Raw genomic sequence first — 12,696 nt, forward strand, 5'->3', positions numbered from 1 at the left:
CTCTCGGAATCTTATCACTAGGACAGTATACACGTTCGAACCACGGCTGGAAAGTTGCTCCCGCTCCAGGGATCTGCAAGCGGCCCCTGGCGGCGGTCCCCCTGCCAGGGGGAGACCGCCACCCGGGGCCGCTGCCCTGTCGTGAGGCGGCGCTACCGCTCGGCGTAGAACCGCTCCAGCGCCCGCACGATCGCCTCCGCGGCGGCCTTCTGGAAGGCCGGGTCCACGGTGCGGGGGCCCTCCGTCGGGTTGTTGATGAACGCGACCTCCACCAGGGCCGACGGCGCCAGCGTGTTGCGGGTGACGAACATGGTGTCGTCGAACACGCCCCGGTCCCGGGTGCCCAGGGCCGCCACCAGCTCCTCCTGAAGCAGCTGGGCCAGTTCCCGGGAGCGGGCGCCGTTGAGCGTGGCGCTGGTGTAGTAGACCTCTGTGCCCTGAGAGAGGCTCTCGCCCGAGTTGTGGTGCAGCGAGAGGAACAGGTCAACCCCCAGGGCGTTGGCGAGCATCGTCCGGTACTGCAGGTCCAGCTGGTCCCAGGGCTCGCCGTCCACGGCGTTCAGGAACTGTTCGGGCGCCACCCGCCGGTCGGTGGCCCGGGTCATGTAGACCACGGCCCCCTTCTCCGCCAGCAGCGCCCGCAGCCGGAGCGCGACGTCGAGGTTCACGGCCTTCTCCACCACGCCCACGTTGCGGCTGACGGCGCCGCCATCGTCGCCGCCGTGGCCGGGATCGAGCATGATCACCTTGCCGGCCAGGCCCGGCGGGTAGATGACCAGGTCGTACCCGCCGTCAGCGGCCTTCAGCGCGAAGGGCCGCTTGCTGGCCACCGCCACCCGGACCCCGGTGGCATGCTGCACCACCTGCAGGCCCGCGGGCACCTCGACCGGCCCCAGTACGGCGCCGGGGAAGTCCACGAAGATCTGTCCGTCCGCCGCGCGGGCCTCCGGCCGCACCGCTGCGCTCAACTGGAAGTGCACGACCCGGTTCTCACCCGCCGTCTCCTGCCGGATCCCGGCCAGCACCGGCCGCAGGGTGATGAACAGGTTGCCGCTGAGGCTCGCCTCCACCGTCACCTGCGGCTCGCCGCTGAGCGCGAGGCGCAGGCCGTCGGCGGTCACGGTGGCGCTCGTCACCCCCAGGAGGTTCAGCGGCATGGTCCGCTCGGCGGTGAGGCCGGTGGCGAAGGGAATCCACAGCGCGCCGTTCTGCAGCACCGGCTCGCCGAGGGGCTGGTCCGGCGCCGCCACCTCGAGGCGGTAGACGCCGAGGGCGGTCTGGCTCATGCTCACCTTGAAGCCCTGCGAGGCGGTCGGGGAGCCGCCGGCCGGCTCCTCTGCGGGCGGCGTGCTGCGCTCCCGCACGAAGCCGGCGCGCGTCCAGCCCACCTGCCCCGACGCCCGCCGCACCTTCACCCAGCCGGTGTCGTGCTCCAGCACCTCCACCGGCTCACCGGGCGGCAGCTCGTCCAGCACCCGCGCCGACACCGCGGGGATCAGGTAGAGGGTGGCGCCCCTCTCCCCCACCACCGCCTCGCCCTCGGCCGGTGCGGCCGTGCTGGCGGGTTGCGGCGCCTGCCGTGCGAGGCTCCAGCCCGTCTCGCTCACCTGGATGCGCAGGTCGCCGTCGGTCACCTCAGCCAGCGAGCCGGGCAGCCAACCCCAGCGGCCCTGGGGCGAGACCACCCGCAGCCAGCCGCCGCTGGCGTCCAGGAGCTGCAGGGACTCGCCGGGCCAGACGGTGTCCGTCCGGCGCGCCTCGCTGTTGGGGCCGGCGTAGATGCCCGTCTCGGCGGAGACCCGCACCACCTTGCCCGGCTGCACGGCGGGCGCCGTGGGCGGTGTGAAGGCGATGTCGGGCACGGTGCCGGCGGGTGCGGCGGGCGGCGGCTCAGGCTGAGGAGCCGGGGCGGGCGCCGTGCCCGAGCCCGGCTGCGTGCCCGCATCGGGCGGCGTCGCCTGCTGCACGTACTGGGAGAACACCCAGCCCTCGGTGCCGTCACTGAGCTGAACGCGCCACCACTCCGGGATCATCTCCAGCAGGCGCACGTACTGCCCCTGGTACAGCCGGGTCAGAACCGGGGCGTCCAGCGACGGCTCCCGGCGGACGTTGAGCACGTCGGTATCCACCACGGCGTAGCGCATCTCGTCTTCCAACAGCACCCGGGAAAACCAGCCGGCCACCCAGCCCTCCAGCCCGGAGTCCAGCCGGATCCGATACCACTGTCCCTCCCGGCCCAGCACGGTGGCCTCCTGGTCGAAGCCGAGCCCGCCGAGGATGGCGTACTCGGTGCCAGGACCGGACCGGACGTTGAGGCCGTCCTGGTCGATGGGGCGCAGGGTGGCGGCCTCTGCGGGAACGGGAATCAGGCAGGCCAACAACAGCGCTGCGGCGGTGAGTCGCTTCACAGCACCACTCTCCTCAACTAGCCGTATGAATAACCTCATGCCTAGTTAGACGAAGCCTGGACGATGTGGTTCCATCTATTACAAACTTCGCCTACTCCTTTCCATCCCTGACCGTCTGGCTCCTTCGGTCTGGGGCAACGTCCTGCAAATGGTCATCAGGCGAAGGCTGCTGACCCAAAGTGCTACACCGCGGGCTGGCCATGACCTCTTTGGCTCATTTGAGTACGGCCTGTGAAAAACATCACATGGGCCGGTGCGGGGGCTGCGCTATACCGGAGACGAGCATTCGCAAAGGAGCTGAGGCACGTGTTCTGCAACCAGTGCGAGATGACCGCCCACGGCACCGGCTGCACCAAGGTGGGCATCTGTGGGAAGGACGAAAACATCCAGGCCCTGCAGGAGAACCTGATCTACGCCCTGAAGGGCATCGCGGCCTACACGTACCACGCCCGTGAACTGGGCTACACCGACCCCGAGATCGACGCCTTCTTCGCCGAGGGGCTCTACTCCACGCTCACCAACGTGGACTTCGACCTGAACCACTTCCTGGAGCTCAACATGAAGGCGGGCCAGATGACCATCCGGGCCATGACGATGCTGAAGAAGGCCCACACCGACAACTTCGGCGAGATGGTGCCGACGCAGGTTCCCACCGGCACGGTCGCCGGCCCGGCCATCGTGGTCACCGGCCACAACCTGAAGGCGCTCTACGAGCTGCTGAAGCAGACCGAGGGGAAGGGCATCCACATCTACACCCACTCCGAAATGCTGCCGGCCCACGCCTACCCGGGCCTGAAGCGGTTCCCGCACCTGGTGGGCAACCTTGGCGCCGCCTGGTGCGACCAGAAGAAGCTCTTCGCTGAATTCCCCGGTGCGATCGTGGGCACCTCCAACTGCGTGCAGATCCCGCTGGACAGCTACAAGGACCGCATCTTCACCGTGGGCGCCAGCCGGCTGCCGGGCGTGCCGCACATCGAGAACTGGGACTTCACCCCGGTGATCGAGAAGGCGCTGTCGTTGCCGCCCTGCGAAGAGCGGCCCGGAGAGGTGACGCTCACCACCGGCTTCGCCGACACAAACGTCCTGCCGATGGCCGACAAGATCCTTGAGGCCGTGAAGGCGGGCAAGATCCGGCACTTCTTCGTGGTGGGCGGCTGCGACGCGCCCGGATCGCTGGGCAACTACTACCGGGAGTTCGTGCGGCAGACCCCGCCGGACACGCTGGTCCTCACGCTGGCCTGCGGCAAGTTCCGCTTCAACGACCTCGACCTGGGCACCATCGACGGCATCCCCCGCCTGCTGGACCTGGGCCAGTGCAACGACGCCATCGCCGCCATCCGCATCGCCGCCGCGCTGGCCGAGGCCCTGGGCTGCGGCGTGAACGACCTGCCGCTTTCGATCGTGCTCTCCTGGATGGAGCAGAAGGCTGTGGCCGTGCTGATGAGCCTCCTCTCCCTGGGCATCAGGGGCATCTACCTGGGCCCGAAGCCGCCCGCCTGGATCACGCCCGGCGTTCTGAAGGTGCTGCAGGAGCAGTTCGACCTGCACCTCACCACCACCCCCGAGGCGGACCTGAAGGCGCTGCTGGGCTAGCGGCCGGAAACAGAAGAGCGAGAAGGGCTTGCCCTTCTCGCTCTTCTGTTTCCGCAACGCGATCACGGACACTGGACCGGCGTTTTCGCCTAGTCGTCCTTGTGGCCGTAATGCTTCGTAATCGTTTCGATCGAGTCGCCTTCGATGACGTGATGGGCGTTGGGCGCCTTCAGGCGGATGACGCGGTTCTCGTAGTCGAACTCCGTGTCACCCAGGTGGATCTCGAAGTGCTGGCCGCCGGAGGTCGTGACGAGAATCTCGCCCCAGGCCTTCAGTTCCTTCTCAACGAACTCCATCTTCACTGCGACTCAGCTCCTTTCTGCCGACCGCCTCCAGAGGCGGTCAATCTATAATGATTCTATTGCTCTACTGCATATATTTCAATCCCCGAAGGGTTGCTATCCCACCCCCGCGAGTCTAGTGCTTTTTCATACGGTTTTCTGCATCCGTTGGTCCGGGCGTGGCCCGTCCCCACCGGGCCACGCGCGGCGGCCAGCAGCCCCTCGCACCCGGTGGCCGGGAAAGGGCGACCAGGGGGACGGGCCGGCCAGACGGCTGCGGCGCCCAAAACGGGGCAGGGGCCCCGAGCAGGACCCCTGCCACTCTAGTCGTTGTCCAGGTGACCGTAGTGTTTCTGAATGGTCTCAACCGAGTCGCCGTCGATCACGAACAGGGCCTGGGGCGACTTCAGCCGGATCACGCGGTTCTCCCTGTCGAACTCCGTGTCGCCAAGGTGAATCTCGAAGTGTTGGCCGCCTGAGGTCGTGATGAGAATCTCACCCCAGGTCCTCAGTTCTTGCTCGACAAGCTCCATCTTCATGGGCCATCCCTCCGGCGGATAGTCTCTCCAGACCCTGCCGGGATAACCCCTCACAGAGCCCCTTCCAGCTGCAGCAGGCGCCGCTTCATCTCCGGGCCGCCCATGCTGTACTGGCCGATGGTCCCGTCCCGCCGCACGACCCGGTGGCAGGGAACAAGCAGCGGCACCGGGTTGCGGCGCATGGCGTTGCCCACCGCCCGGGCCGCCCCGGGCCGGCCGACGGCCGCCGCCAGGTCGGCGTAGGTGCGCACCTCGCCGCGGGGGATTGCCCGGCAGACCGCCAGCACGGCCTGCTCGAAGGGGCTGAGGAACGAGAGGTCCACGGGCCCGTCGTAGGGCTCGCCCGCCAGCCATCCCTCCAGCACCGCCTCCAGCTCGGCCCGCCGGCTGTCGTCGCGCACGGGGGTCTGGCCCGTGCACTCCCGGCACGAGGCGCGGAACGCCTCGTCGCCCTCCTCCTCCAGCGACAGGCAGGCGATGCCTTTCTCCGTCCAGGCCACGTAGATGGGGCCGAGGCTGGTGTGGCAACGGGTGTACTTCACTGCGGCTTTCCTCCCTTGATCGCTCCCTGTCGCGCACACGGGCGACCGGCCGTCCGGACCGCTCGCCAGTCCATCAGCCAACAGATTTCCCTGTGCCGGCCGGTCCCTCCTCCCCCCGCAGACGCTGAATCTCCGCCACCGCCTCCGGGTTCTCCAGGGCCGAGAGGTCGCCGGGGTTCCCGCCGAGGTACGCCGCCCGGATCACCCGGCGCATGATCTTGCCGTTGCGGGTCCGGGGCAGGGCGCTGACGAAGTGGACGGCCTCCGGCAACAGGGGCCGGCCCATCTCCCGGGCGATCCGCTCCCTGAGCTCCCCCGCGAGGGCCTCACCGGCCCGGGCGCCGGGGCGCGGCACCACGAAGCAGACCGCCACCTCTCCCTTCACGGGATGCGGCACACCCACCGCTGCGGCCTCCTGCACCTGCGGATGACTCACCAGCACCGACTCGTACTCCGCCGGGCCCACCCGCTTGCCCGCCACGTTCAGCGTGTCGTCCGACCGGCCGTGGATGTACCAGAACCCGTCATCGTCCACGGAGGCCCAGTCGCCGTGCACCCACACGCCCTCGAAACGCTTCCAGTAGGTCTCCAGGTAGCGCTCGGGGTCGCGCCAGAAGCCCCGGGTCATGCCGACCCACGGCGTGGTAAGCGTCAACTCCCCCACCTGCCCGGGCGGCACCGGCCGGCCCTCCGCGTCCAGCAGCGTCGCCGCCATGCCGGGGACGACGGTGTTGAACGAGCAGACCTTGATGGGCCGGATGGGCACGCAGCCCAGGATGCCGCCGGAGATCTCGGTGCCGCCGGAGTAGTTGATCATCGGGCAGCGGCTGCCGCCCACGTGCTCCACAAACCAGCGGTAGGGCTCCGGGTTCCAGGGTTCGCCAGTACCGCCCAGCACCCGCAGGCTGGAGAGATCGTGGCGCTCGACCCACTCGGTGCCCGCCGGGGCCAGGGCGCGGATCACCGTGGGCGAGAGCCCCAGGTGGGTGATGCCGTGCCGCTCCACCATGTCCCAGAGCCGGTCCGGGGCCGGGTGGTCGGGCGCGCCGTCGTAGAGGTAGACCGTGGCGCCGAGGAAGAGGGCGCCGTAGATAAGCCAGGGGCCCATCATCCAGCCCAGGTCGGTGAACCACATCACCAGGTCGCCCGGACCCACGTCGAAGCAGTGGGCCATGTCCTGCGCCGCCTTCACCGGGAAGCCGCCGTGCACGTGCACCGCCCCTTTGGGCCGGCCGGTGGTCCCCGAGGTGTAGATGATCATGCACGGGTCCTCGGGGTCCAGCCGCTCGGTCTCGAACCGCGCCGGCTGGGCCCGCACCACGTCGTCGTACCACAGGTCCCGGCCCGGGGTCCAGCGCACCTCTCCGCCCGTGCGCCGCACCACCACCAGGTGCCGCACCGAGGGCGCCAGCGCTGCGGCCTCGTCGGCCACCGCCTTCAGGTTCACGGGCCGTCCCCGCCGGTAGAAGCCGTCGGCGGTGATCAGGACCTTCGCCTCGCAGTCAGCCAGCCGGCTGGCGGCGGCGCCGGGGGCGAAGCCGGAGAAGATGGGCGTGAAGACTGCACCCAGCCGGGCAAGGGCGATGATGGCGGCCACCGCCTCGGGAATCATGGGCAGCATCAGCCCCACCCGGTCCCCGCGGCCGACGCCCAGCGCCCGCAGCCCGTTCGCCAGCCGGTTCGACTCGGCCCAGAGCTGCCGGTACGTCCAGCTGCGCACCGCGCCCTCCTCCCCCTCGTGGAGCACGGCCAGCTGGTGCGGGCGCTGCTTCAGGTGCTTGTCCACCGCCTCGTGGGCCAGGTTCATGCGCGCCCCGCGGAACCAGGTGGCCCAGGGTACGCCGGCTGACAGGTCCAGGATCTGCCTGGGCGGCTCGTACCACTCGATGCCGATGTCTCTCACCGCCTGCTCCCAGAACCAGGCGGGGTCAGCTTTCGCCCGGGCGTGCAGTTCCTCCAGGTCGGCCACGCCGCAGGCCGCGATGAACCGGGCAATGCGGGATTCGTTGCGCCATTTCGCGTCGGGCTGCCACACGTAGTCTGCCATCCGCTCACCAACCCCCCAAATCCGAATCAGTAACACTTTAGTCACTCATCCGCAAATTCCTACGGAGATGTGACCGGTTGGTGCGCTCGGGTCCGACCCGGCCGACAGGTCGACACTGGTGGAGGGAGTGGCAACGGCGTCCCGGGCGTCGCCGCCACAGCCATGAGGAAGACTCGGCGTGCGGGCCGTATCTCATGTTGAATCCTTACGCAAGCATGATATATAATCGATATGTATACTAACTATCACGACCGGGGTCGGTGACATGATGCTGCACACCTCGAAGGCATCCGCTGTGGCGCCCCGCCGCTCCGTGCCCCGACCGCGCATCCTGCCCCGGTACCTTCCCGCCGCGGCGCTGCTCTGCGCTGCGCTGCTGCTCCTCTGGTGGGCGCTCCCCGGACTGGTGGCTCCCGTGGCCGACTTCGAGCAGGGGCCGGGCGGCACCGAGGCGTACGTGACGATCGCCCGGCAGATCCGTGAGCAGTCGGCGGCCTTCTGGACCGGCGGCGACGTCCACCTGCGCCTGAACGAGCGGGAGGTCAGCGGCATGATCTCCTCGGCCCTGCTCACCGGCGGCTCGCCCGACGGGCCGCTCTCCCGGGTGCGCAGCCACCTGGGCGACGACGCCATTCAGGTGGAAGCCGTGGTGCGCCCCCCCGCCGATCTGGCGCCCGCCCGGCTGACGGGTCCCGTCGGCGTACGGCTCTGGCTGGCGCCGGAAGTGACAGAGACCGGCGTGATCCAGTTCCGCATCCGGCGGGCCTACCTGGGGCGGATTCCCGTCTCACCGGGGCTGATCCGCCTGGCCGGTCGGTTCGTGCGGGTGAACGTGCAGGGATACAGCGCACAGGAGGCGGCCTTCGCCCTGCCGGTGAGCGACATGGTCTCGCAGGCTCTCGGCCGGCGCATCGAGATCCGTTCCTTCACGGCCGAGGCCGGCCAGCTCCATCTGACCATCGCCATGCCCGAGTACTGAAAAGCCCGGGGGCGGGAAATCCCGCAACCCCGGGCTTTGTCGTGCGGCGGGAGCCACCCTCACTGCGGGTGCGACCCGCCTGGCCTCCCGCTCCAACGTGCGGCGCGCGCAACGTGCGCCGCGCCACCCTGTGGGCGGCGCTCACCCCAGCCCCGGCACGGCCTCCCGCAGGGCCAGGAGCGCCTTGTCCTTCATCTTGCATTCCAGCATCACGTCGGCCTCCAGGTCGGGGACCCGGTCGGCGAAGGCGCGGAAGTCCGCCGGGTCGATGTAGTCGGCGTGATAGCGGGAGCGATGGCCGTCACGGGGCGAGGAGAAGTGCAGCTTCGGCCGCACGCCCTGCCACGTGGGGAGGATCTTCTCCAGCCACGGCAGCCAGTCGTCCTCCCGCAGCACCCGGTGGTGGTGCAGGTCGAAGACCATCGGCCGCCCGACCTCCCGGGCGATGGCCAGCACGTCGGCCGTGTCCCACGTCACGTCGTCGTTCTCCAGCCAGAGGCGGTCGGCGATGCGCTTCTCCAGCCGTCCGAAGTTGGCCACGAAGCGCTTGGCGGCTGCCGGCTTGTCGCCGTAGCCGCCGCCGATGTGGAGCACCAGCCCGGCCTCGGGGCCCAGCTCCAGGAGTTCCAGGATGCGGGCGTGGTAGCTCAGGTCCTGCATCGCCTTGGCCACCACCGACTCGTCAGGGGCGCTCAGCACCACGAACTGGCCGGGGTGCAGGGTCAGGCGGATCCCCGTCTCCCGGGCCAGCCGGGCCACGGCTGCGAAGTCGTGGGCCAGGTCCGCCTCCCAATCCCATTCCGCCGCCACGGGGTGGGTGGCCAGCGGCACCAGGTCGGACGTGATGCGGAAGAGGCGGATCCCCTGCTCCTGATTCCAGCGAATCACCGCCTCCAGGGTCTTCAGGTTGCTCCGGGCCACCTGGTAGAGCAGGGGCCGCCGCTGCTCCGGCGCCATGGGCTCCAGCCGCCTGGCGGTGATGGAGCGCAGCCGCGGGCCGCCTTTGCGGCCCTGAAGCGTCAGGTTGATGCCAACGTAGCCCAGCCGGAGGACCAAGGGGCAAACCTCCTAGTTCAGTACCCCCCGGCGCATCGCCTCGGCCACCGCCTGCGTCCGGTTCTGCACCCCCATCTTCTCAAACAGGAGGTTCATGTGCCGGCGCACGGTGCGCTCGCTCAGGTAAAGCCGGGAGCCGATCTCCGCGTAGGATGCCCCCTCGGCCAGCATCCTGAGCATGGTGATCTCCTCCTCCCGGAGCTCCGCCTCGCCCCGGCCGGCGAGCTTACCCGCCAGAGACGGATGAATCACGACGCCGCCCTGTGCGGTGGTGCGCACCGCCGACGCGATCTCGGCGAAGGAGGCCGTCTTGGGGATGTAGCCGCTGGCCCCGAGCGCCAGGGCCGACCGGACCAGCGCCGCGTCGGCATACGTGGAGAGCACGAGGATGGCGGGCGGGTCACTGCCCTGGAGGATCTGGCGGGCGGCGTCGAGCCCGCTGCCGTCGGGCAGCTTCAGATCCAGGAGGATGACGTCGGGCTTCAGCCGTGCGGCCTGGGACACCGCCTCGGCCGCCGTGGCCGCCTCGCCCACCACCTTGAACTCCGGGTCGCTCTCCATCAGCTGCCTGAGGCCCTCGCGCACGACGGTCTGATCTTCCACCAGCATGATCCGCAGTTCCAAGGTGCTCACCTCCTGCAGCCCGCCGGGACTGGCGTGGGGATCGCATCGGGAAGGCGTTGGGATGCCATCGGAACGGAATCGCTGTGGGCTCGGATTCGCTGAGCCCGGTCGGGATGGAACCCGGCCGGGGGAGGGGCCCGCCCCGAAGAGGCCCGCAGCAGGCCCTCAAGATGGCATCGGAATTACACGTGAACAGCACTACAATAGGGTTAGACTAGCATCATATTACCAAATGGGGGGCGACCAGAGCCATGCGGTGGGCCGACGTTCCGGTCGAGAACAAGGCGCAGATTGCCTGGGGGGTTCTGGTGGCGATCTACCTGCTGGGCACGCAGCGGACCGAACTGATCCGGCCGCCCGTGGTGGCCGTGTTCGCCGTCTCTGCGGCGGCTGCCTTCCTGGAGCTCTGGCTGCGCAGCCGGGGCTGGCCCCACCTGCTCTGGTACGACTGCGTCGTCTGGTCGGTGCTCCTCACCGCCCTGGTCGTGGTGACCGGAGGGAGGGGCTCCGAGGTGTGGCCGGCCTACATCCTGATGTCGCTCACCGCCCCGGTGGTGCTGCGCCGGGTGGCGCCGTACATCCTGCTGGGGATCAACGTGACCGCCTACGGGCTGATCTACCTCTTCCTCAACCCCCTCGGCGTGCCGCTGGACTGGGGGCAGGTCTTCCTGCGCATCGGCACCATCTTCCTGGTGGCCTACGTGGTGGACCGGGTCACGGCCCGGGAGCGGCAGTCCAACGAGCGGGCGGTGGCGCTCGCCCGCAGCCGGGTGATCGAGCTGGTGCAGGCGCGCGACGCCGAGCGCCGGCTGATCGCCAGCGACATCCACGACTGGCTGGGCACGGGCATCATCGCCCCGCTCCGGCGGCTGGAGATCGCGGCCCGCCAGCCCGACCTGGACCACTGCCGGCAGCACGTGGAGGACGCGGCCGAGATGCTGCGGAAGGCTCACGCCGAGCTGCGCCGCCTGATGGAGAACCTGCATCCCCACCTGCTGGAGCAGATGGGGCTGGCCGAGGGGCTGCGGGCATACCTCACCGACTGGGGCGAGGAGCACGGCGTGGCGATTGCCTACCACCTGGAGCCGGGTCCCGAGCCGCCGGCGGACGTGGCGGTGGCGCTCTTCCGCATCCAGCAGGAGGCCCTGAACAACTGCGCCAAACACGCACACGCCAGCCGCGTGGAGGTGCGGCTGGCGCTGGGCCCCGACCGGGTGCGGTTCACGCTCACCGACAACGGCGTCGGCTTCACGGGCCGCCCGGGACGGGGGCTGACCGGCATGCAGGAGCGGGCCGCCGCCTTCGGCGGGACGGTGAAGGTGCACTCCCGGCCCGGGCAGGGAACGACCGTCGAGGCGGAACTGCCCGTGATTAAGGTTGAAGCAGCGGCTCCAGCGTGGCCAACACGTTCCTGACCACGATGGCATAGCCTTCCGGGGTGGGGTGGATGCCGTCCCGCTGGTTCAGGTAGGGCGACCCGGCCACGCCCTCGAGGAAGAAGGGGATGAGCGGCAGGTCGTACGCCGCGGCCAGGTCGGGGTAGATCTGCGCGAAGGCCTGCTGGTACTCCTCGCCGTAGTTGGGCGGGGCCATCATGCCGGCGAGCACCGCTTGCGCCCCCGCCGCCTGCACGTGCTCGATGATGCCGGCCAGGTTGGCCCGCACCTCCGCCACGGGCACGGCCTGCATCCCGTCGTTGGCGCCCAGTTCCAGGATGATGATCTGCGGCTGGTGCTCCAGCACCGTCTCCACCCGCAGGAGGCCGCCCGCGGTCAGTTCCCCGGAGATGCCGGCGTTCACCACCCGGTAGCGGTATCCCGCCTGGTCCAGCAGCGCCTGCAGTTGGCTCGGGTAGTTACGGTCGGGCTCGACGCCGAGGCCCGCGGTCAGGCTGTCTCCGAACGCGACGATCACCGGCCAATCGGACCGGTCGCGCTCCGGGTCCGGCGTAAGGACAGTCGGGGGCTCGGCGGCAAGGTTCCCCGCTGCCGCCCGGCCGAGGGAAGACTCGAGGGCAACCGCCTGTGCGGCCGCTGCGTCGCTGGCGATGGCCTGGAGCGACGTCAGCCCCGGCTCTGCGTGGGGCCGGCGGGCCAAGGCGAGGACAGCCGGCAGCAGGAAGGCGACGATCAGAGGGAGAAGCCAACTGCGGCGCAACGGCGTCTACTCCTTTCTTCGCTCCTTTAATTCGCCAGCGGGCGAACTGGCACCCTGCAGGGCGCAGTGCAGTAAAATCTGGAAGGCGGTGCGTGCGGTGTTCACGTTCACACCCCAGGCAGCCCAGAAGCTGAACGCCATCATGCAGGAACGGGGCGGCCACCTGGCCGTGAAGATCGAGATCGACTCCAGCGGCTCCGGCGAGGTCTGGCGCATGACGCTGGTCAGGCGCTCCGCGGCGACGGCGGTGGTGAGCGGAGTGCCAGTGCAGGTTGACGCCGGGACGGCGCAGCTCCTGGACGGGCTGATCATCGACTGGGTGATGACCCCCGACGGCCCGGGACTCGGCGTGTACGACCAGAACTTGCTGGACGAGGTGAAGCCGCGGCGCCGGTCGTGACGGCGGGCCCCGTACGGCGGCTCTACACTGAGAAGTGTGGGTACCAAGAGGAAATGGCGGTTCGCCAGCC

12 protein-coding genes are annotated in these 12,696 nt (G+C 69.5%); 4 read left to right on the forward strand and 8 right to left on the reverse strand.

What is annotated here, in order from left to right; all coding sequences use genetic code 11:
* Nucleotides 1-152: 152 nt before the first annotated feature.
* Nucleotides 153-2,408: an SH3 domain-containing protein gene (locus tag AB2385_RS03425; RefSeq protein ID WP_367653523.1), complete on the reverse strand. Its 2,256-nt coding sequence runs from the start codon at nucleotides 2,406-2,408 to the stop codon at nucleotides 153-155.
* Nucleotides 2,409-2,714: 306 nt separating this feature from the next.
* Between AB2385_RS03425 and hcp the strand changes: the two genes are divergently transcribed.
* Nucleotides 2,715-4,001, forward strand: a complete 1,287-nt coding sequence (hcp, locus tag AB2385_RS03430) for a hydroxylamine reductase (protein ID WP_367653524.1) — start codon at nucleotides 2,715-2,717, stop codon at nucleotides 3,999-4,001.
* An 89-nt stretch (nucleotides 4,002-4,090) separates the two neighbouring features.
* Here hcp and AB2385_RS03435 read toward each other — a convergent pair whose 3' ends face one another.
* The 4 genes from AB2385_RS03435 to AB2385_RS03450 all read right to left on the reverse strand — a co-directional run bounded on the left by AB2385_RS03435 (nucleotide 4,091) and on the right by AB2385_RS03450 (nucleotide 7,410).
* Nucleotides 4,091-4,297 (reverse strand): hypothetical protein, encoded by a 207-nt coding sequence (locus tag AB2385_RS03435; RefSeq protein ID WP_367653540.1) that lies wholly within the window; start codon nucleotides 4,295-4,297, stop codon nucleotides 4,091-4,093.
* A gap of 308 nt (nucleotides 4,298-4,605) precedes the next feature.
* Nucleotides 4,606-4,821, reverse strand: a complete 216-nt coding sequence (locus tag AB2385_RS03440; protein WP_367653525.1) for a hypothetical protein — start codon at nucleotides 4,819-4,821, stop codon at nucleotides 4,606-4,608.
* 50 nt (nucleotides 4,822-4,871) lie between these two features.
* A complete protein-coding gene (locus AB2385_RS03445; RefSeq protein ID WP_367653526.1) occupies nucleotides 4,872-5,363 on the reverse strand; it encodes a methylated-DNA--[protein]-cysteine S-methyltransferase in 492 nt (163 codons plus the stop codon).
* 73 nt (nucleotides 5,364-5,436) lie between these two features.
* Entirely contained in the window at nucleotides 5,437-7,410 is a 1,974-nt protein-coding gene (locus AB2385_RS03450) for an AMP-binding protein (protein ID WP_367653527.1), read from the reverse strand.
* Between the two features lie 265 nt (nucleotides 7,411-7,675).
* On the opposite strand from AB2385_RS03450, the gene AB2385_RS03455 reads away from it, so the two are divergent.
* The gene (locus AB2385_RS03455; protein WP_367653528.1) at nucleotides 7,676-8,389 is read left to right on the forward strand and encodes a hypothetical protein; all 714 of its coding nucleotides are present in this window, start codon (nucleotides 7,676-7,678) and stop codon (nucleotides 8,387-8,389) included.
* A 141-nt stretch (nucleotides 8,390-8,530) separates the two neighbouring features.
* On the opposite strand, the gene uvsE is transcribed toward AB2385_RS03455, so the two are convergent.
* A complete protein-coding gene (uvsE, locus tag AB2385_RS03460; protein ID WP_367653529.1) occupies nucleotides 8,531-9,445 on the reverse strand; it encodes a UV DNA damage repair endonuclease UvsE in 915 nt (304 codons plus the stop codon).
* 12 nt (nucleotides 9,446-9,457) lie between these two features.
* The gene (locus tag AB2385_RS03465) at nucleotides 9,458-10,069 is read right to left on the reverse strand and encodes a response regulator (protein ID WP_367653530.1); all 612 of its coding nucleotides are present in this window, start codon (nucleotides 10,067-10,069) and stop codon (nucleotides 9,458-9,460) included.
* A gap of 251 nt (nucleotides 10,070-10,320) precedes the next feature.
* Here AB2385_RS03465 and AB2385_RS03470 point away from each other — a divergent pair, with 251 nt between their 5' ends.
* Nucleotides 10,321-11,484, forward strand: coding sequence for a sensor histidine kinase (locus AB2385_RS03470; protein ID WP_367653531.1), 1,164 nt, complete (start codon nucleotides 10,321-10,323; stop codon nucleotides 11,482-11,484).
* Here the strand turns inward: AB2385_RS03470 and AB2385_RS03475 are convergent.
* Nucleotides 11,441-12,226, reverse strand: coding sequence for an arylesterase (locus AB2385_RS03475; RefSeq protein WP_367653532.1), 786 nt, complete (start codon nucleotides 12,224-12,226; stop codon nucleotides 11,441-11,443). The genes AB2385_RS03470 and AB2385_RS03475 overlap by 44 nt on opposite strands.
* 97 nt (nucleotides 12,227-12,323) lie before the next feature.
* Between AB2385_RS03475 and AB2385_RS03480 the strand changes: the two genes are divergently transcribed.
* Nucleotides 12,324-12,626 (forward strand): hypothetical protein, encoded by a 303-nt coding sequence (locus AB2385_RS03480; protein WP_367653533.1) that lies wholly within the window; start codon nucleotides 12,324-12,326, stop codon nucleotides 12,624-12,626.
* The last annotated feature ends 70 nt before the right edge of the window (nucleotides 12,627-12,696 follow it).

This window comes from Symbiobacterium sp. (assembly GCF_040797425.1).
Classification (GTDB): Bacteria; Bacillota; Sulfobacillia; order Symbiobacteriales; family Symbiobacteriaceae; genus Symbiobacterium.